We start from the raw sequence: 17781 nt of genomic DNA, 5'->3' as shown, positions 1-17781 counted from the left end.
GTTCTTTTCCTGATGGGTGGTTTAGAGAGCGAGTTCGAGTGCGTCGTCATTCGACTTCTTCGCGGTCTGCGTAGTGGCTTGCACGGGCGCGAGATAGTCGAACGCCACTTCACCGATATCGAGCGTGAGATTCGCAATCACGTGACGCGCGCCGATCACGCGCTTGACGGGCAGTTCCGCGATGGGCGCTAGCGCATGCGGATGCAGTTCGAGCGCGGCGGGGCCGCTCCATGCGCCGAGCACCGTCACGTCGCGCAGATAGAAGCGCACGAGCTCGCAAATGCGCGCGCTGCCATCGACATGCGGAATTACTTTCAGCAGATAGTTCGGTGTATCGGCGAGCTTGGCGCGCTCGGCTTCGATGTCGAGCATCCGGTGCTTGTAGCCCATCGTGCCCGTCGCGATGCGTTGCGTGCCGTAGTCGAGCGTGCCGAGCAGCGTGTCGTTGCCGTCGACGCTCAGCTTCGGGCGCGCGAGCTTCTTCGGAAAGCCCCAGATTTCACGGCCGCCGGCAATCGGGCCTTCATCGTCGAGGTACATCGAGTGCGTGTAGTTCCCAAGACGTCCTTCCATGTCGCGCACGGAAATCACCTGACCGCTTTCCGTATAGTCGCCGAAGCCCGACGAATCCGGCATGCGGATGAACTCGTAATGGACCAGCGCGTTTTCCGGCTTGAGAGGTTCGGGCACAACGGCGCGCAGCGCATCCATTTCCGTTTCATACGAAATGATGAAGTACTCGCGATTGAGAAAACGGAATGGCGGGCGAGGGTAGGCGGGATTGTGGACGGGCATCGCAAAAGCAGATTGCCGGATTGACTTGATGTCCATACTTTTCCTTTGAGCGATAGGCGTTGTTGGAGCACGGCGAATCTTAGAGCAAAAGCATTTGCACGATCACATTAATTTTTCCAATACACCGTTGGTTCAAACGCAACAGTGTTTGAGGCTTTCAATTCGATTCGTTAAACGACCGATCATTGTGAAATCCGGCATGACCTTTTTGCCGATCGAAATGAAGGGATCGACGGAAATGAAATACTGCTGTCATGCAACGGGTGCTGTTCGGTGATGATCCACCATGGACATATTGAGGTATCCGATCTATCTGATTGGCTTCGCTTCGGTGGTGCGCAACTGCTCATGGACGCATTCGGTTTCACCGGAATGCAATTGGAACCTGATAAGCGCGTATACGCAGATGACAAAGGCCCGTTGTAAGGTTGTGTCGCGCGCTGGCGAAAGATTATTGATTTGTTGCGCTGCGTCATGTGTGCGAATATACTAGGGTTATTACCTAGGGTGTTACCCGCACAAGGAGTCCGCCATGCAACAAGCTACGACCGCCGCCGCCCCGTCCACGAACTTGCTCTCGCGTCTGCGCGAACTCGCCATCCGCGCTGTCGAACTGCATCTGCAGCATTGCGCCGTGCTGGCCGAAGCCTATCGCCGTTAAGCATTTGCCGCTCGGCATTCGACATAAAACAAGGGGGAGTACGAGCCGTACTCCCCCTTTGTTCATCAGTGTTCTACGGCCGGTTGGCGCCGCCCTTATGTCGTTATGTCTGTGCGGTCAGATTCCCGCCTTTCTCGCCGCAAAGATCAACCGCAACCCGAGTGCCGCGATCGCACTTGCGGCAATCCGGTCGATCCACTTCTTCGCACGCAAATAGACCTCGCGCGGATGCCGGCTCGAAAAGCACAGCGCGACGACCGTGTACCAGCCGGCCTCCACTGCGAAGACAAGCGGCGGCAGCACGAAATAGCACCACACAGGCGGATGCTGCGGCAGCAGTGCCGCAAAGATACTGCCGTACCAGATCGCCGTTTTCGGATTGCTGAGCTGCGTCGTCAAGCCGATCCAGAATGATTTCTTCGCACGACGGCCGAGCGCCGCGTCGGCGCTATCCATCGCGATGGGCTGAGCCGCGCCGCGCCAGATCTTCGACGCGATATAGATCAGATACAGCCCGCCTGCAACTTTCAGCGCGATATAAAGCCATTCGACGGCTACCAGCAACGTATACAGGCCGGCAAGCGCGACACCGCCAAAGAAAATCCCGCCGACACCCATGCCGAGTGCAGTCGAAAGTCCGTCGCTGCGGGACAGGCTGATTGAATTTCGCGCGACGAGAACGAAACTCGGCCCGGGAATCATCGCGCCCAGTAACAAGGCGATGAGAATGGCAAACACAGCGGCGGATGCGGACATCGATTTGTCTCCTCGTAAGGTGGCCACGCTGCCTGAATGACGGCCTTGCTAACCACGTGTCGGCTCGCGTCGCTATTGTCCATTACACGAAGCGCGACGTACAAGACGCTTCGTGCGCGAATTGCTAGAGTAGCGCGATGGACGAAAACGAACGTATCAAGCGCGCTGTGTCGTGGCTGCGCGAGGCCGATGGCATGCTGGTGACGGCTGGCGCCGGCATGGGCGTCGATTCAGGCTTGCCCGACTATCGCGGCGCCGATGGATTCTGGCGCGCCTATCCCGCATTGAAACAGCAGCGCCTCACCTTTCAGGACATGGCGAATCCGCGTGTGATGGCGTTGCATCCGCGGCTTTGCTGGGGCTTTTATGGGCATCGTCTCGACCTGTACCGGCGCACGATTCCGCATGAGGGCTTCGACATGCTGCGCCGCTGGGCCGACTTCATGCCGCGCGGACAATGGGTGTTCACGAGCAACGTCGATGGACAGTTTCAGAAAGCGGGCTTTGACGATGCGACGATAGCCGAGTGCCATGGTTCGATTCACGTACTGCAATGCTCGGAAGTCTGCAACGACCGGCTATGGTCCGCCGATGACGTGCGTCCCACCGTCGACGAGGCGTCTTGCGAACTGACGAGCGATCTGCCGCGCTGCCCGGCATGCGCTGCTGTGGCGCGGCCCAATATCCTGATGTTCGGCGACTACGACTGGATCGCGCTGCGCACCGAACAGCAGGAGGCGCGCTTGCACGCGTGGCTGTCGACGGTCGAGCGGCTCGTCGTGATCGAAATCGGCGCGGGCAAGGCCATACCGACCGTGCGTCTTTTCAGCGAGCAGCACGGGCCGCGCGTCATTCGCATCAATCCACGCGATTTCGGCATTGCGCCGCATCTGGGCATTGGGCTTGCCAGAGGCGGAGTCGAGGGCTTGAGGCTGCTCGATCGTGCAATGAACGCATAGCGCGCAAGTGTAGCGGCGACACCGCGCCTGGCGGTGCCGCCGACCATGCAGCCATCAACTGCATTCGTCCTTAAGCGAAATCAGGCTGAGCGGCCCATGCAGGCTCGCGCTGGCTGAAGCGTCGCACGGCAACGCGTGTCTGCCGTCTGCGCACGATTGAACGCGCCGCGCGAGAGAGAGCCAGATCGAGCGCGCCGCGCCAGTCTCGCGCGATCGACGTGACGACGACGGGCGTTGCATCGGGTGTCTGCACCTGCACCTGGCAGCGCTTGTCGAGCCCGCCGCGCGGGCCGTTGATGTCCGAAAGACTGACCGTTGCCTTCGAAATCAGCCAGTCCAGACGTCGAAACACGAACCGGATACGTTGACGCGCGAAGCTGCGCATACGAACGGCTTCACGGTCGCGGGACTTGAACAGTACTTGCATGTGACACCTCCGTCGTGGGTACGGCTCAAGAGTACGGTGTCGAAGTGTCCGGAAAAAGCAGAAATAGCGGAACCGAAAGTTCGGAAAATCCGAAACCTGCGTTACAGCCAGAACAGTCAGCCCAAAGCGGAAGCCAGTACCTTTTGCGTCAACGGATGATGGCGTCCGCGCCGCGACACGATCGCGTGTATCTCCTCTTTCACATCCGGCGACCGGCCTAGCCAGCGCAAGCTGCGGTGGATCGGGTCATTGCGCTCGGCGCCGAAAGACGCGAGCGGAAATACGCCGAGGCCTCGCGATGCGAATAGCGCCATCAGCGCGCTGTCTTCGAACTCGCCCGCGATGCGCGGCCGTATGCCTTCCGCTTCGAACCAGCGGTCGAGCCGTGAGCGCAGAGAAGAGTGTCCCGTCGGCAGCAAGACGGGCAGGCTCGCGAGACATTGCGGGAAGTGATCGACAGCGCTCTTGCGCACGGTGGCGGCCGGTCCATACCAGTCGATCGGCGATGCGATCAGGCGTTCGCTCGACAGCCGCAAGTTCGCGTTGTGTGGCGCCGCCTGACTGGAGAGCACGAGATCCAGATGATGATGCGCGAGTTCAGCCAGCAACTGCTCGGATTCGCCCTCGTGACAGAGCAGCCGCAGCGACGGCGTGTCCAGCACGGGCGCGAGGATCGCATGGGCGGCCAGCTTCGAAATGCCGTCCGTCAGACCGACCGCGAAGCGCGCGACCACTCCGCTTGCGGCCTCGCGCACTTCGTCGTGCAGCGTGCTGCCGAGCTGAAAGATTTCTTCCGCGCGCGCGAACGCCGCCTGACCGGCCTCCGTCATCGCGACGCCGCGGCCCGCCGGCTTCAGCAACTGATGACCGAGCGATTTTTCCAGTTCGCGCACCTGCGCGCTGATGGTCTGCACGGCCATGTCGAGCCGTTCGGCGGCGCGCGCAAATCCGCCTTCCTTCACGACGACCCAGAAATAGTGCAAGTGCCGGTAGTTGAGCATGGAGCCTCTTCAACTTCGAAAAATACGAATCGATCTTCAGATTATCACTGGTTTTTCCGATGCGGCGCGTGATGGATCATTCGCTTTACTGGCTGTGGCCCAGTAATCAGCCGCTTTCATTCAACTCCGAACAACTACGCGCGCAAATGGATTCCCTGTTGACTCTCGTCGCCGATCCCGCTGCATGGGCGGCACTCGTGACACTCATCGTGATGGAAGTCGTGCTAGGCATCGACAACCTGATCTTCATTTCCATTCTGAGCAACAAGCTGCCTGAAGCGCAGCGCGCACGGACGCAGCGCATCGGCATCATGCTCGCGCTCGTGATGCGTCTCTGCCTGCTCGGCACCGTCGCGTGGATTGCGCGCCTGACGGAGCCGGTGTTTTCCGTGTTCGACCATGCGTTCTCGTGGCGGGACCTGATTCTGCTCGCGGGCGGTCTGTTCCTCGTGTGGAAGGCGACGCGTGAAATGCACCATCACGTGAGCCACGATGCCGATGTATCGAATGCGGCCGTGCATGTCGGCGGACTGACGGCGACGGCCGCGATCGGCCAGATCCTGCTGCTCGACCTCGTGTTCTCCGTCGACAGCATCATCACGGCCGTCGGCATGACGGACCATCTGCCCATCATGTTCATCGCGGTGATTGCGGCTGTTACGGCGATGCTGTTCGCGGCGGCTCCGTTGTCGAAGTTCATCGAAGGCAATCCGACCATCGTCACGCTGGCACTCGCGTTCCTGCTGGTGATCGCGATGACGCTGATCGCGGAGGGGTTCGGTTCGCACGTGCCGAAGGGCTACATCTACGCGGCGATGGCTTTTGCCGGCTTCGTCGAAGGGATGAACATGCTGGCGCGCCGCAGGAGGATAAAACGCGAGCACGACACGGCTGCACATGCAACGAACCCGAATCATCAAGATACCGAACTCGTGAAATGAAAGGAGCAACGCAATGAAATGCCCCGTTTGCAAGACGCCCGATCTGCTGATGACCGAGCGGCAGAACATCGAAATCGACTACTGCCCGACGTGCCGCGGCGTATGGCTCGACCGCGGCGAACTCGACAAGCTGATTGGCCAGATGCAGGACGCGCCCGAGTCGCAGCGCGCAGACGCAGAGCACGAGCGTCACCCGCGCTATGGTGATCGCGATGTGCGGCATGAACAGGAGTGGGGCCGGCGTCACGACTCACACGACGACCATCGCAAGCATTACGATGCGCGCCGCAAGAAGAAGTCGCTGTTCGATATGTTCGATTTCGATTGAGGGTCGACATCGTCCGGCTGCATTCGCGCGTTGCGCCTCACAGCGCCGGGCGCAACGCCGACGATGCGCTTGAACGCCCGGCTGAACGCCGCATCCGAATCGTAGCCGAGCCGCATCGCGAGTTCGGTCAGCGATGCATCCGTTTCCTGCAGCTGCGTGAGCGCAGCCTGCATCTTCCAGCGCACGGCGTAGTGCATCGCCGGTTCGCCGACCAGTTGCGTGAAGCGCGCTGAAAACGCCGAGCGCGACATGCCGACGCGATCGGCGAGCGTCGCGACCGTCCAGTTGCTCGAAGGGTCGCGAGGAATCATCGCGATCGCGCGTCCGATCTGCCTGTCGCGCAACGCGCCGAGCCATCCTGTTTGAGCCGCGGGCGCATGTGCGATCCGCGCGCGCACGGCCTGAATGACGAGCATGTCGGCGAGCCGCGTGATGACCGTTTCGCCACCCGCATTGAGCTGTTGCGCCTCGGCCGCGATGAATCGCAGCGTGCTCTGTATCCATTCCATTTCGGGCGATTGCCACGTGTCGACGCGAATCAGCTTCGGCGGCAGATCGATCAGCCGGTGAGCGGCGGGGTGATCGAAGCGCTCGAGCGCGCAAATTGTCGTCGGCGTGCCGCCCTGTCCGTGCCGAAGAATCTCGTAGCGGTTGCTGACGGCTTCGCGCGGCAAATCGAAGAGCTTCGCTGCAGGGACGCCCGCTGCGCTCATCAGCCAATGACCGGCGCCATGCGGCACGAGCGCGAGATCGCCGATCCGCTTCACGCGCATTCCAATGGCGGATTACGTGGCCGCGCTCGAAGCGAAGAGGCGCAACTGCCGCCTGATGTCATCGAACTGATTCGCTACCTGTTCACGGAAGTGCTCGACGGCCGCAATGCCTGCGTTGAAAGAGAAGAAGAGGCAAGGGCATCGTCATACGTATTCGCTTCGGACGTAAATTAAATCGGTCTATCGGCAATGCAACGACATGACATACGATCGACACATCGATGTGAGTTCGATATTTTTGCGGCAGTTTTGTCGGTGGAGAGCGCGGATGGCAGGCGATTTCGATGGCCGGGTGACGACGCTGCTCGTGAGAGTGACGGGCACGGTTCAGGGCGTGGGGTACCGGGCGGCGTGCGTGCAACAGGCGGCCGTGCTCGGTGTTGCGGGCTGGGTGCGCAACCGGATGGACGGTTCAGTCGAGGCGCTGCTCCAGGGCGCGCCGGAGCAGGTACGCGAGATGTGCGACTGGATGATCGACGGCATGTCCGCGGCACTCGTCGACAGGATGGAAGTCGAAGAGCTTGCGCCGCCTTTTACGCGGTTCGATGCGTTCAGGCAGATTCCCGATGCGTAGCTGCTGAAAGCCGCGCCGCATGACACTGTTGACCGTGGTCGCCCGCTGCGCATTCCCGCGCGCCGTAGACTATGTTTGATGATGCCTCGCCTTGGGAGAATTCGACAATGGGTCTATTGCGCTGGCTGTTCAATCGCGAGCGAATCCACGTTTCGGTGGCCGATGCCGCGCGTATCGATGAAGCGGTCGGGCGCATTCTCGCCATTCATCCACGGTTGAAGCTGGCGAGCCATTTCCGGCGCCGTCTGAAACGGCCCGTCGCAGCAACGCTGCAGTACATAGACGAGCTGATCGCCTCGCTGCCCCCCACGCTCGAGGCCAATGCCGCTGCGTGGTCCAGCAATCCCTGCCTGCGTGCGTTCTTTGCGACGCCGGACGATATCGCGCGCGCGTTCGGCCGCTCCGAAGCGGTGCGCACCTTTTTCGAGCAGAACCCCGGCGCAGTGGATGTCCACGGAACGCTCGGGATGGCCTTGAACGAGCGTCATGTGCTCGGCGTCGCGCTGGAGGGCGACACGCTGCGCCATGACGTCGTGCAAACGACGTTGTCCTTCAGCGATCATCGCGTGAGGATATGCGGACGCACGGAATCGGAGCTGCGCGAGGAACTGGTGCGGCGGCTGATCGACCAGATGGCGCTGGAAGGGCTTTCCCGGCTGGCGACCGATCGCGCGGAACGTCTCGCACGGGGACGCGAACTGATGCAGGAGCGCGTCGCTTTGCTGCATCGGCAGGGCACGGGTATTCGGTCCGTCGTCGGCGGCGACGGTGCGACCTCGGAAGAACTCGCGCGCGTGCAGGCGCAGATTGCAGAGAACGCGGACAGCCTTGCGGCGCTCAGAGTGCCGACGGATACCATCGAACTCGACCTCAAAGGCGTGTGCGAAGTGCTGAGCAAGCCATCGGAGCACGTCTACATCAAGACCCGGCACATTCGCATCGACATGATGAACGTGATCCAAAAGGAGAGCGTGCAAGGCGCGCGCGAGATCGACTTTCACTTCGCGCGCATTCCCGGTCCCAGGCCGGAGACGCGCGCCTTCGCGCTGGTCCGCTTTAGCCGCGCGGATTTGCCGCCGGGTGGATTGAATATCGACTCGGCGATGCGCGCCCTATAAGATAGATTCAATACGAAAGTCGGCAGCGGAGGAGACCATGAACCGATTCGATCTGGCTGTACGGGCAGTCGCGGCAAGTGCCGCCGTTTCGTTTGCCGTTTTGTTTGCTGCGGCGCCCGTCGCCGTCGCGCAGCCGGCCGCAACGAAGCAGATGCAGGACGCGCAGCGCAAGGCAGAGCAAAAGGCGCGCGAAGCAAGGAAGCAAGCCGGGCAACAGCAAGCAGATCCTCAGCAGCAAGAGAAAGATAAGCCGGCTTCCGCGCCTTGAGAAATAGCGCGTTGCAATTTTCGATTTGATCGCTGTCGCCATTTCGCATTTCGCAGCATCGATTCATCTTTCTGAACGGACGCAATGCGTTTTCGCGCTGGCATTTGCCGCGCGCGAGCGCACAATAAGACCATTGAGTGTGTCATGTCGTGCAGCGCATGGTCGAAGTGATGAGCCGACTGTCCAAAAGGAGAAAATCGCTATGGCTGAACTATGGGTAGGCAATGTCGAAGACAGCACGACGGATGAGGAAATCAAAACCTTTCTTTGCCACTACGGGTTTCCGCCTTTCGATACGATTCAGCGCGTCGAGGGAACGGGCGAACATCCCGCCGTCGTGCTCGGTTTCAACGACATAGCGTCGCACGTGCTGCAGAGTCTGCAGCCACGCGTGCACAACATGTTCTGGAAAAGCCGCACGCTGGTGGTGCAAGTCGTGCCCGGGCGCGACGAGACCTGAAGACGTTTCGGCAGCACGGCATCGCGCAGGGCCGCTCCTGCGGGCAGCATCGCGGCTGCTTCGCGGACGGCTGTGCAAACGGCTTCGACGGCAATTGCGGGGCGTTCGTCAACAACCAGTCAGCAACCTTTTTGCATGGCAGTCACGGGAGAGCAACGATGGCTGAGATGAGGAATGACAAGACAAGGAATGACAGGAACGGCGCGAATGGCAAGCACGCGGAAAAAGCACTGGAAGCACTGGCAGCGCACGGGCGCCTGAAGAACAAGCAATACGAAAAAGAACTCGCATCGCTTCACGTCGAACTGGTGAAGCTTCAGGAGTGGGTCGTGCAAACGGGCGCGAAAGTGTGCGTGATCTTCGAAGGGCGCGACAGTGCAGGCAAGGGCGGAACGATCAAGGCGATCACCGAGCGCGTCAGTCCGCGAGTTTTCCGGGTCATCGCGCTGCCCGCGCCGACCGACCGGGAGAAGACGCAAATGTATATCCAGCGCTACGTTCCGCATTTGCCTGCTGCCGGCGAGATCGTTCTTTTCGATCGAAGCTGGTACAACCGCGCAGGCGTCGAGCGCGTAATGGGCTTTTGCACGGAAGAGCAGGTGGAGCACTTCTTCAAGGCGGTGCCGCTCATCGAGAACGCAATCATCGGCTCGGGCATCATTCTTCTGAAGTACTGGCTAGAAGTCAGCGAGGAAGAACAGACGCGACGGCTCCAGGCGCGTATTACCGACGAGCGGAAGACATGGAAACTCACGCCGATGGATTTGCGCTCATATAGCCGCTGGTATGACTATTCGCGCGCGCGGGACGACATGTTCGCCGCCACCGATACCGAGCAGGCGCCCTGGCACGTCGTGCGCTCGGACGACAAGAAACGCGCGCGCCTGAACCTGATCACGCATCTGCTGAACAGCATTCCGTACAAGACGATGCCGCGCGAGAAAGTGAAGCTGCCGAAGCGGCAAAAGCCCGAAGGTTATCGGGAAACGAACCGGCCACTTCGATACGTTCCCGAAAAGTACTGAAACCCAGCAGGGACGATGCGAAGGGACAACCCAGCGCTCTATCGTAGCCAGAAGACGCCCGTCACGCCGCGGCGCCGGCGTCTTTTGATCCTCGGTGCGATCGTCGTGCTGACCGCGCTGGGCTGGGGGCTGTTCACGATCATCGAGCCAGCGTTTCAGACGCGAATCGTCATCACGACAGGCGCGGACAAAGGCATTTATCGCGGCTTTGCGGACCGGTATGCGCCCGTCCTCAAACGCGACGGCGTCACGCTCGATATACGCAGTTCTTCAGGTTCCGTCGAAAACTATCAGCGGCTGAGAGATCCCAATAGCGAGTACGAGGTGGGCTTTATTCAATCGGGCACCACCACGCCGCAGGAAACGGACGGGTTGCAGACGATCGCGGCAGTTTCGTACGAACCGATCTGGGTGTTCTATCGCGGCGACGCCGTCGTCAACCGACTCGTGCAACTGCGCGGCAAGCGGATCGGCATCGGCGTGCCGGGCAGCGGGCTGTTGCATGTGTCGCTCGTGCTGCTCGGCTATAGTGGGATCGATCGCGCCAATACGCAGCTGGTCGAAACCGATGCAGAGAAGGCGTATCGCTGTCTTGAAGACGGCTGTCTCGATGCCGCATTTTTTATCGGCAGACCGGATGCGCCGATGCAGCAAACGCTGTTGAACAGCGACCTGAAACTGATGAGTTTTGCCCAGGCGGACGCACTGGTGCAGAAGTTCCCGTCGCTTTCGAAGGTGACGTTTCCGCGCGGGTCGACCAGCATCGTGAATGACCGCCCGCAGAACGATGTCACATTGCTGGCTGCGACGGCGCTGCTCGTCGCAAAGGACACGTTGCATCCGGCACTCGTTTATCTGCTGCTGGATGCCGCGAAGACCGTTCACGCGGGCGAAGACTACTTCACGCCGCTCGGCGCGTTTCCCAATCTGAATACCGACGAGTTTCCTCTTTCCAGTGAAAGCGAGCGTTATTTCAAATCGGGGCGTCCCTTTCTTCAGCGCTATCTTCCATTCTGGCTGGCAAGCTTTATCGAAAGACGCCTGCTTATTCTGTTGCCGTTCATGGCGGTGCTCATCGGCGTCGTGCAAGCCTTGCCGCGAATGGTCGAGACGCGGATAAAGAACCGCTTTATCGTCTGGTATCGCGAGCTCAAATCGCTGGAAGACGAAATATGGAAAACGGCGCAGCCGTCGAATGATCTCATTGCCCAATGGCGCCAGGAAATCGAGAACATCGACGCGCAGGCAAGCCAGATACGCGTGCCGACACGCTATCTGCACGACGTCTATGCGCTCAAGCAGGCCATCAGCGTCGTGCGTCAACGCATTGCGATGGCGGCAGCGAAGCTCAACGAGCAGTAGTTCAGCGCTGCGCGGTTGCCGGCGCGGAAGACGCGTCGCGTATGCGCATGATGGTTTGACGCGAGGTGCTGAACTTGCGCGCGACCTCGCTGACGGACAGCCCTTTGTCGAGCGAGCGCATGACGCGTGCCCTGTCGGTGCGCGAGAGCGACGCGGGGCGGCCAGTATGCCGTCCGCTTTCCTGTGCGCATTGCAGGCTCTTCCTGCCTCGCTGGCATCTCGTCGCGATCTCCATTTGCACGACGGCGCGCAGCGTTCTGACAGCTTGCGGCTCGGGGTGGCCCGTCAGATCCGCGCTGCCGAGCTCGACGCATCGCACGGACACCTGCGCGCTGCGGCATTGCGTCAATGTCGCGAGTACATCTCGTGCACTGCATCCGAGCGCGGAGAGCTTCAGTACCACGAGCAAGTCATCGCGAGCGATGCGTCTAAGCAGAACATTCAGTTGTGGCCGGTCTGCTGCGGGAAAGTACTGCGGCACGTCGTCGATCGCGACGCGGAAGTGTTGTCTCCGGGAAAGCTTGCGACAAACGTACTTCTACATCAACGGCGCGAGCGACAGCCGCACTCCGGAACGCGAGCTGATCCAGATTGACAAGGCCGGCTATACCGTCGCGCTGGAAGATCTGCTCACTGTTTTCTCACGTCTGCGCAAATAGAGCGTGCATCAGCACGACCGACGCGATGCGTTCTTGCCGATGCCAGCAGCACCGGTTTCTTCATGTGCGCATCGAAGCCGGCTTTTTGTGCCTGGCTGACATCGTCCTCCTCGCCAAAGCCGCTGAGCGCAATGCAGATCACGGATTTCATCGACGGTTCCTGCCGCAGCTTGCCGACGAATTCGACTCCGCTCATGCCCGGCATGCCGATATCGGACAGCACGACGTCAGGCACCTGGCCGTCGAGCATCGTCAATGCCTCTTCGCCGCTCGTGGCTGTCCGAACCACGGCGCCCTCGCTCTCCGGAAGAAGCTTGAACGTTTCCACCGTTGCCGCGTCGTCGTCGACCATCAGGATCTGCAGGCCTTGCAGCGACTGGAGCGCGCCGCCGATGTGCGCGTTCACGTGCGCGAGCGATCCGTGCGTCGGAAGCGTGACCGTGAACGTCGCGCCTTTGCCGACGCCCTCCGATTCCGCCCGCACGGCGCCGCCATGCAGGTTCACGAGGTCCCTGACGAGCGCGAGGCCGATGCCGAGGCCGGCGCGGCGCGTGGTGGGGTCGCGGCTCTGCTGGAACATGTCGAAGATATGCGGCAGCAGCGCGGGCTCGATGCCGCTGCCCGTATCGGACACGCCAAGCACCGCCTCCGCATGTTCATTGACCCTCAGCGACACATTCACCGACCCGCGACTGGTGAACTTCAGCGCATTGCTGATCAGGTTCCAGACGATCTGTTCGATGCGCGTGAGATCCGCGTAAATGATGATGGGCGTATCGGTCATCGAGACATTGAGCGCGAGGCCGCGGTGTTTCGCGTCGTCCTGCACGGGGCTGCTCACGCGCTGCACGATCTCGCGCATGTCGACGGCCGTGCGCACCACGGACAGCTTGCCCGTGCGCACGCGCGAGATGTCGAGCAGATCGTCGATGATCTGCGCCTGGCCGATCACGGTGCGCCGGATCGTATCGGTTGCACGCGAGATGTTGAGGCTTTCCCGCGTTTCCGGTGCGCGCGCAATCAGTTCCGCGCTCGCCGAGATCAGGTTGAGGGGATGCTTGAGTTCGTGCGAGACCACCGCGAGAAACTCATCGCGCCGCCGTTGCGCGTCTCGCTCGCTGGCTTCGCGAACCGTCTGGACGGGCGCGCCGCGGCCGGCCGTCCCCGCGTCGAGGGACTCGCCGAGATCGCGGGCGATCTTCGCAAAGCCGCTCAGGCCGGGCTCGTCCACACGCGACAGCACGCCGCTCGCAAAGAAACGCGTGCCGTCCTTGCGCGTGTGCCAACGCTCTTCATTGGCGCGTCCATGCAGACGCGCTTCGGTGAATTCGCGCTGGGCAACGTTATTGGCGCGGTCTTCTTCGGTCGAAAGAATGTCGGCGGACTGCCCGATCACTTCCGCTTCCGCGTATCCGAAGATCCGTTCCGCGCCCGCGTTCCAGTTCGTGATGATGCCGTCGTCGTCGAACGTGATGATCGCGTAGTCCTTGGTGCCGTCGGCCACGATGCGCATCCGGCCTTCGCTTTCGCGCAGCCGGTCTGGTCGCTCCCGGATGCCCAATTGGTCCCTTGTCGCAATTGCTGTGCCGTGTGGGCGCGCGGTTGTGCTGGAAACGGGCCGTTACCGGGAGCGGCACGTGGGCTATGTGAATACATAGCCTCTGCGAATACTTTTGATGCCCGGCTATAATCGCGCTCGAATGTGACCTGAGAAGACTTACACGTGAAAAAGATCGCCGCCTTCGCGCTCGCCGCGCTTGCACTCGCTGGTTGCTCGTCCCCGGAAAAGCAGGAGAAGCAGGCCCAGGAGTTCATCCATAACGAAACCAGCCTCGCCGATGCCCAGCGCAATGCGGTGGTCGACTGCGCGCCGGCGCAGTGCGATGCCGCGTGGGCAGTGACGAAGCGCTATATCCAGCAGCATTCCGACACGCCCGTGACCCGCGCGGACGCCGTCGCAATCGAAACCGACGTGCCCTACGATTCAGGCAAGGCCGCGTTCTCCGCGACGCGCGTCGCGAAAGGCGATGGCGCGACGCTCACGCTCTTTGCGCAATGCCGTGGAATGTACGGGCCGGACAAGGCGAAGGGCGAAGACTACGACGAGTGCGCCGAGAAGATCCTCAAGACGCAGAACGGCTATGTGGCGTTTCTCAGGACGCACGCGTCGGGTCAATAGGCCGTCATCGTCTCCAGCCGTACCGCTGTAGCTGCACGCTATAAGCAGCGTCGGCGGCGTACATCGTGTCGGGGCTTATCGGCAGTGTCGAACGTTATTAACGTCATATTGTTTTAATACTCGATGTGACGATGTCCGGACCCTGGAGCCGGATGGCGTCGGCAGTGCCGGGATGACTAATGTGTCCGATAGGCTTCTGTTACGTACAGCTTCGCCGTATTGGATTTACGCGCGATCGTGTGTACGCTGATATCAGCAGATCGGCACCCTCGCTGCTCTGTGGCGGCGGACGGAGAGAGCCCTCCGTACCCGCCTATGACGGCGGCCAGCGTTGACCAGGCGTTGGCCGCCGATTTTTATGGCCTTCGCTCGCAGTGCTGCGCGCGTTTCAGTTTCCCGGCGCCGCAATTCATTCCGTTCGGCGTGAAGTCATGTGCGCCGGACCACAAAGAACGGTCCGTGTCCCAAAAGGATATATCCCGTTTTATCGTCCTGATTCCACAACCTCGCAATACCGTCCATGCGCGGCTCGATCGTCGCTCAGTAATAGACTCGCACTCGTCATCCGCAAAAAGTACATAGCGATCCTGTCTACAGGAAGAGCTTTGCGCCAGGCGTTCCTTGAATTGGGCACGCTTGATGCGCGCCGCTACGCGAACGCGTGCTGGGCGACTTCGTGCAACGATCGCGCGGCTCGTTCGTCGAAGGCACAGCCGCCATCAACGCGTGCGCGTATGAAGGACATTCGATCGTCGTCGCGTCATCGACGCGAGCGGCTACCGGTGATCAATCCGGTTGTCAGTCGTCATCCCACTGCCCATGATGTTCGCGGCCTCTGTGCCAGCCATTGCCATGCCACTGGCCATAGCCATAGACGGGCGGCGCCTGATAGATGACGGGTGGTGGCGCCGACTGATAGGTACCCGGCGGTCCGTAGGTGCCGGGAGGGCCATAGGAGGGCTGGTAGATGACCGACGGTGGAGGCGTAGCCACTGGCCCCGGCACCCCGAGACCGTGATAGACACCAACGTTCGCCTGGGCAGAAGCCGACACGGGTGTGCAGATGGCCACTGCGACTGCAAAAAGCAGAGAGATCGGGTACTTCATGATCAACTTCCTTTTGGCGCGCGAGTTCGACTAAACAGTTCCGCTAAACATAACTGTAAGGCAACGGTTTACAGAATAGTCGCAGCCGCCGCTGGCAAGTGAAACCGTTGTCGCTCAACTTGTAACGGTCAGTAACTCAGCGGACCCAGCACTTTGCGCGTCGCATATCGTTCGGCCAACAGCTCGGCACGCATGGCGAGTCTGCGCGCGGGGCATAAATCGTGCGTTACGTCTTGTCCACGCACGCGCCGTTGAACGCAGCACGCGCGGTCCGTGAATCATCTGAAAGCGAAACAACAAGGGACAGCACGACGTCGATTCATTCCACAGTCGGCCGCTGGCGCAATGTCAGCTATTTTTGCGCGAGGCGAGTCGCCGATTACGGTGAACTGTTCTCGATTGAGCTGCAGCAGACTCGCAGAGGTCTGGTTCGCGAATTGATTGCGTTCGTGGCGCTTGCCGTCGCCGGACTGTTCACGCTGTCGTTCTTTTTCATCGCAATCATCGCGAGCGCGTGGGGCACACCGTATTTCCTCGCCGTCGTCTGGGGCGTGGCGGGTGCATGGTTATTGCTGTCGCTCATTTCGTTCGCCGTGCTACGCGCTCTCCTGCAGATTCGCATTTCGTCGCAATTCTGCATGCCGCATGCCTCGACATTCTGCGAGACAAACAGAAGCGCGACTGGCGTCGACACGACGCGCGTGATTGCGATCAGGGTCCGAAGAATGTGTCGCAGAAATGGCCCGGCACCTGGCATGCGGCGGACTGAGAGGCAGGCGGGACAGCGTTGGGCGACATCGATGTCGAGCAGGCGGTCATCACGAACAAAGCTGCCGCGCAGATGCCTGCGCGCGCACTCGCGCAGACGGTTCTGCTGCCATGGCCTCGGCGTCGCGCCGTGCGATATGTCATGGGGTCGGGCGACAACGCTTCCTGATGCAAAGACATAGTGGATGTGAAGGGTTCGTGTTGCGCAATCGCTTGCTGGAAGCTCTCATCTATTTAGTTCGCGCGACGCGTCAAACGTTCAAACGCGGGATCAGCCCTAAATCCAGCCCAGGCACCCGGCCCACGAACGCGATTCGCTCACAGCGCATCAGTCAGTTCACCATCGCGCGCGACGATGCATCCGTTGGCAACGACGAGCTTGCGCTTCGGCCTGGACACCACTGCGTGCGCGACGGTTTCCGCGTCGACAAGCACGAGATCCGCGCGCGCGCCGACGCGCAAGCCATAGTCAGCGAAACCGCATCCTCGCGCGGCTGCATCGCTCACGCAGTCGAACGCGACCGCGAGGGCGTCGTCCCGGCGCAAGTCGTAGCGCAGGCCGATCAGCATCGCGCGTTCGAGCATATCCGGCACACCGTACGGCGACCACGTGTCGCGTATTCCATCGTTGCCGCCGAACATCGTGATGTCTTTGTCTCTGCATGTCATCAGCGGCGGGACGGGACACGAAGCGGGCGCGCTCGTGACAATCGCCACGCGCAGACGCGCGATCCGTTCGAGCAGCGCGTCGCGTTCGCGCTCGGGCAGCGCGCCAAGGCAAAACGCGTGACTCACGACAACCTGTCCTTGCATGCCCATCGCGTCGACTCGATCGAGCAGCAGCTTCAGCGTGAATGCGCCGACTTCGCCCGGTTCGTGCAGGTGAATATCGATCGGCTTGCGATAGCGTTCGGCCAGCTCGAACGTCGCGTTCAGCGATGCGACGGGGTCGCCGTCGATCAACGCCGGATCGAGCGCACCGAGCACATCGGCGCCTTCGGCGAGCGCGCTGCCGAGCAGCTCCACCGTGCCGGGGCGGACCAGCATGCCCGACTGCGGAAACGCAACGATCTGCATGTCCAGCACGTCATGCATTGTCTGCCGCGTGCGGAGCACGCCTTCGAGGTAGCGCAGACCCGCATCGGTGTCGACATCGACGTGCGTGCGCAATCGCGTCGTCCCGGCCTGCACGAATGCGCGTGACAGCGCGAGCGACTGCGCGGCTGCATCGTGGCCTGACGTCTTGCGCCATTCGCGCTCGTTGTCGATGCGGTCGATGAGCCGCGGTCCGACCTCGTTGCGATACCACGGCCGGCCCCAGTTGCTCTTGTCGACGTGCGTATGCCCTTCGACGAAACCCGGCAATAGCAACGCGCCGCCGCCGTGTTCGATGGGCACGCCGGGCTGCGCGGCGGCTTGCGGTCCGAGCGCCTCGATACGGCCATCGGCAACCGATACGGAAACGCGCTGGCCATCGGCCAGCCGGACGTTGGAGAGATGAAGAGAGCGAGTCATGTTTGTCATGCCGAATCGACGGAGGTTGTGATGCGGGGACGCAGCGCGCGTTGCGCGGTGCTGATCACAACAAGACTACCGCATTGGCGAATAGCTTGACGAGGC

At 61.2% G+C, this 17781-nt stretch carries 22 protein-coding genes; 12 read left to right on the top strand and 10 right to left on the bottom strand.

Features of this window, described 5'->3' with window-relative positions; translation table 11 throughout:
• Positions 1–21 precede the first annotated feature (21 nt).
• Entirely contained in the window at positions 22–831 is an 810-nt protein-coding gene (locus tag GCT13_RS07865) for an acetoacetate decarboxylase (protein ID WP_152756621.1), read from the bottom strand.
• A gap of 496 nt (positions 832–1327) precedes the next feature.
• Here GCT13_RS07865 and GCT13_RS50525 point away from each other — a divergent pair, with 496 nt between their 5' ends.
• Complete coding sequence (locus GCT13_RS50525; protein ID WP_265335276.1) at positions 1328–1456, top strand: hypothetical protein; 129 nt, start codon at positions 1328–1330, stop codon at positions 1454–1456.
• Between the two features lie 117 nt (positions 1457–1573).
• Here GCT13_RS50525 and GCT13_RS07860 read toward each other — a convergent pair whose 3' ends face one another.
• On the bottom strand, positions 1574–2212 hold the full coding sequence (locus tag GCT13_RS07860; protein WP_152756619.1) for a LysE family translocator: 639 nt from the start codon (positions 2210–2212) through the stop codon (positions 1574–1576).
• Positions 2213–2349: 137 nt separating this feature from the next.
• Here GCT13_RS07860 and GCT13_RS07855 point away from each other — a divergent pair, with 137 nt between their 5' ends.
• Complete coding sequence (locus GCT13_RS07855; RefSeq protein WP_152756617.1) at positions 2350–3171, top strand: SIR2 family NAD-dependent protein deacylase; 822 nt, start codon at positions 2350–2352, stop codon at positions 3169–3171.
• Between the two features lie 70 nt (positions 3172–3241).
• On the opposite strand, the gene GCT13_RS07850 is transcribed toward GCT13_RS07855, so the two are convergent.
• A complete protein-coding gene (locus GCT13_RS07850; RefSeq protein ID WP_152756615.1) occupies positions 3242–3598 on the bottom strand; it encodes an HPF/RaiA family ribosome-associated protein in 357 nt (118 codons plus the stop codon).
• Positions 3599–3714: 116 nt separating this feature from the next.
• Positions 3715–4599 (bottom strand): LysR family transcriptional regulator, encoded by an 885-nt coding sequence (locus tag GCT13_RS07845; RefSeq protein WP_152756613.1) that lies wholly within the window; start codon positions 4597–4599, stop codon positions 3715–3717.
• A 146-nt stretch (positions 4600–4745) separates the two neighbouring features.
• On the opposite strand from GCT13_RS07845, the gene GCT13_RS07840 reads away from it, so the two are divergent.
• A complete protein-coding gene (locus tag GCT13_RS07840; protein WP_152756612.1) occupies positions 4746–5540 on the top strand; it encodes a TerC family protein in 795 nt (264 codons plus the stop codon).
• A gap of 13 nt (positions 5541–5553) precedes the next feature.
• Positions 5554–5868: a TFIIB-type zinc ribbon-containing protein gene (locus GCT13_RS07835; protein ID WP_152756610.1), complete on the top strand. Its 315-nt coding sequence runs from the start codon at positions 5554–5556 to the stop codon at positions 5866–5868.
• On the opposite strand, the gene GCT13_RS07830 is transcribed toward GCT13_RS07835, so the two are convergent.
• Positions 5814–6635, bottom strand: a complete 822-nt coding sequence (locus GCT13_RS07830) for a helix-turn-helix transcriptional regulator (RefSeq protein ID WP_321574239.1) — start codon at positions 6633–6635, stop codon at positions 5814–5816. The genes GCT13_RS07835 and GCT13_RS07830 overlap by 55 nt on opposite strands.
• Positions 6636–6909: 274 nt before the next feature.
• Between GCT13_RS07830 and GCT13_RS07820 the strand changes: the two genes are divergently transcribed.
• Both GCT13_RS07820 and GCT13_RS07815 read left to right on the top strand, forming a co-directional pair.
• Positions 6910–7215: an acylphosphatase gene (locus GCT13_RS07820; RefSeq protein WP_152756608.1), complete on the top strand. Its 306-nt coding sequence runs from the start codon at positions 6910–6912 to the stop codon at positions 7213–7215.
• A 107-nt stretch (positions 7216–7322) separates the two neighbouring features.
• On the top strand, positions 7323–8333 hold the full coding sequence (locus GCT13_RS07815) for a hypothetical protein (protein WP_152756605.1): 1011 nt from the start codon (positions 7323–7325) through the stop codon (positions 8331–8333).
• Positions 8334–8340: 7 nt separating this feature from the next.
• Here the strand turns inward: GCT13_RS07815 and GCT13_RS48220 are convergent, their stop codons facing one another.
• Positions 8341–8643, bottom strand: coding sequence for a hypothetical protein (locus GCT13_RS48220; RefSeq protein ID WP_193727601.1), 303 nt, complete (start codon positions 8641–8643; stop codon positions 8341–8343).
• A gap of 160 nt (positions 8644–8803) precedes the next feature.
• Here GCT13_RS48220 and GCT13_RS07805 point away from each other — a divergent pair, with 160 nt between their 5' ends.
• From GCT13_RS07805 to GCT13_RS07795, 3 genes are all read left to right on the top strand, one after another.
• Positions 8804–9061, top strand: a complete 258-nt coding sequence (locus GCT13_RS07805; RefSeq protein WP_090865390.1) for a hypothetical protein — start codon at positions 8804–8806, stop codon at positions 9059–9061.
• 158 nt (positions 9062–9219) lie between these two features.
• Positions 9220–10086 (top strand): polyphosphate kinase 2, encoded by an 867-nt coding sequence (ppk2, locus tag GCT13_RS07800; protein WP_152756599.1) that lies wholly within the window; start codon positions 9220–9222, stop codon positions 10084–10086.
• Positions 10087–10101: 15 nt separating this feature from the next.
• Positions 10102–11448: a TAXI family TRAP transporter solute-binding subunit gene (locus GCT13_RS07795; RefSeq protein WP_152756596.1), complete on the top strand. Its 1347-nt coding sequence runs from the start codon at positions 10102–10104 to the stop codon at positions 11446–11448.
• Between the two features lies 1 nt (position 11449).
• On the opposite strand, the gene GCT13_RS50815 is transcribed toward GCT13_RS07795, so the two are convergent.
• Positions 11450–11929, bottom strand: coding sequence for a recombinase family protein (locus GCT13_RS50815; protein WP_321574238.1), 480 nt, complete (start codon positions 11927–11929; stop codon positions 11450–11452).
• Positions 11930–11969: 40 nt separating this feature from the next.
• Between GCT13_RS50815 and GCT13_RS48215 the strand changes: the two genes are divergently transcribed.
• Positions 11970–12107 (top strand): hypothetical protein, encoded by a 138-nt coding sequence (locus tag GCT13_RS48215; RefSeq protein WP_193727600.1) that lies wholly within the window; start codon positions 11970–11972, stop codon positions 12105–12107.
• Here GCT13_RS48215 and GCT13_RS07785 read toward each other — a convergent pair.
• The gene (locus GCT13_RS07785; RefSeq protein ID WP_265335275.1) at positions 12079–13668 is read right to left on the bottom strand and encodes a hybrid sensor histidine kinase/response regulator; all 1590 of its coding nucleotides are present in this window, start codon (positions 13666–13668) and stop codon (positions 12079–12081) included. The two genes, GCT13_RS48215 and GCT13_RS07785, sit on opposite strands and share 29 nt — an antisense overlap.
• Positions 13669–13830: 162 nt before the next feature.
• On the opposite strand from GCT13_RS07785, the gene GCT13_RS07780 reads away from it, so the two are divergent.
• Positions 13831–14286 (top strand): hypothetical protein, encoded by a 456-nt coding sequence (locus GCT13_RS07780; protein ID WP_321574237.1) that lies wholly within the window; start codon positions 13831–13833, stop codon positions 14284–14286.
• Between the two features lie 798 nt (positions 14287–15084).
• Here GCT13_RS07780 and GCT13_RS50810 read toward each other — a convergent pair.
• Positions 15085–15279, bottom strand: a complete 195-nt coding sequence (locus tag GCT13_RS50810) for a hypothetical protein (RefSeq protein ID WP_321574236.1) — start codon at positions 15277–15279, stop codon at positions 15085–15087.
• Positions 15280–16180: 901 nt separating this feature from the next.
• Between GCT13_RS50810 and GCT13_RS48210 the strand changes: the two genes are divergently transcribed.
• A complete protein-coding gene (locus GCT13_RS48210) occupies positions 16181–16330 on the top strand; it encodes a hypothetical protein (RefSeq protein ID WP_193727599.1) in 150 nt (49 codons plus the stop codon).
• Between the two features lie 149 nt (positions 16331–16479).
• Here the strand turns inward: GCT13_RS48210 and GCT13_RS07765 are convergent, their stop codons facing one another.
• A complete protein-coding gene (locus GCT13_RS07765; RefSeq protein WP_152756588.1) occupies positions 16480–17676 on the bottom strand; it encodes an amidohydrolase family protein in 1197 nt (398 codons plus the stop codon).
• Positions 17677–17781 lie beyond the last annotated feature (105 nt).

This window comes from Paraburkholderia franconis, from assembly GCF_009362735.1.
GTDB classification, from domain to species: Bacteria; Pseudomonadota; Gammaproteobacteria; order Burkholderiales; family Burkholderiaceae; genus Paraburkholderia; species Paraburkholderia franconis.
This window is presented reverse-complemented; position numbering and strand designations above follow the sequence as displayed.

Coding starts and splice junctions, on each gene's coding strand:
- GCT13_RS07815 (WP_152756605.1), top strand. CDS start 7,323: ATGGGTCTATTGCGCTGGCTGTTCAATCGCGAGCGAATCCACGTTTCG.
- GCT13_RS48220 (WP_193727601.1), bottom strand. CDS start 8,643: ATGGCGACAGCGATCAAATCGAAAATTGCAACGCGCTATTTCTCAAGG.
- GCT13_RS07840 (WP_152756612.1), top strand. CDS start 4,746: ATGGATTCCCTGTTGACTCTCGTCGCCGATCCCGCTGCATGGGCGGCA.
- GCT13_RS07845 (WP_152756613.1), bottom strand. CDS start 4,599: ATGCTCAACTACCGGCACTTGCACTATTTCTGGGTCGTCGTGAAGGAA.
- GCT13_RS07835 (WP_152756610.1), top strand. CDS start 5,554: ATGAAATGCCCCGTTTGCAAGACGCCCGATCTGCTGATGACCGAGCGG.
- GCT13_RS07865 (WP_152756621.1), bottom strand. CDS start 831: ATGGACATCAAGTCAATCCGGCAATCTGCTTTTGCGATGCCCGTCCAC.
- GCT13_RS07765 (WP_152756588.1), bottom strand. CDS start 17,676: ATGACTCGCTCTCTTCATCTCTCCAACGTCCGGCTGGCCGATGGCCAG.
- GCT13_RS07805 (WP_090865390.1), top strand. CDS start 8,804: ATGGCTGAACTATGGGTAGGCAATGTCGAAGACAGCACGACGGATGAG.
- GCT13_RS07860 (WP_152756619.1), bottom strand. CDS start 2,212: ATGTCCGCATCCGCCGCTGTGTTTGCCATTCTCATCGCCTTGTTACTG.
- ppk2 (WP_152756599.1), top strand. CDS start 9,220: ATGGCTGAGATGAGGAATGACAAGACAAGGAATGACAGGAACGGCGCG.
- GCT13_RS50525 (WP_265335276.1), top strand. CDS start 1,328: ATGCAACAAGCTACGACCGCCGCCGCCCCGTCCACGAACTTGCTCTCG.
- GCT13_RS07850 (WP_152756615.1), bottom strand. CDS start 3,598: ATGCAAGTACTGTTCAAGTCCCGCGACCGTGAAGCCGTTCGTATGCGC.
- GCT13_RS07795 (WP_152756596.1), top strand. CDS start 10,102: ATGCGAAGGGACAACCCAGCGCTCTATCGTAGCCAGAAGACGCCCGTC.
- GCT13_RS07820 (WP_152756608.1), top strand. CDS start 6,910: ATGGCAGGCGATTTCGATGGCCGGGTGACGACGCTGCTCGTGAGAGTG.
- GCT13_RS07855 (WP_152756617.1), top strand. CDS start 2,350: ATGGACGAAAACGAACGTATCAAGCGCGCTGTGTCGTGGCTGCGCGAG.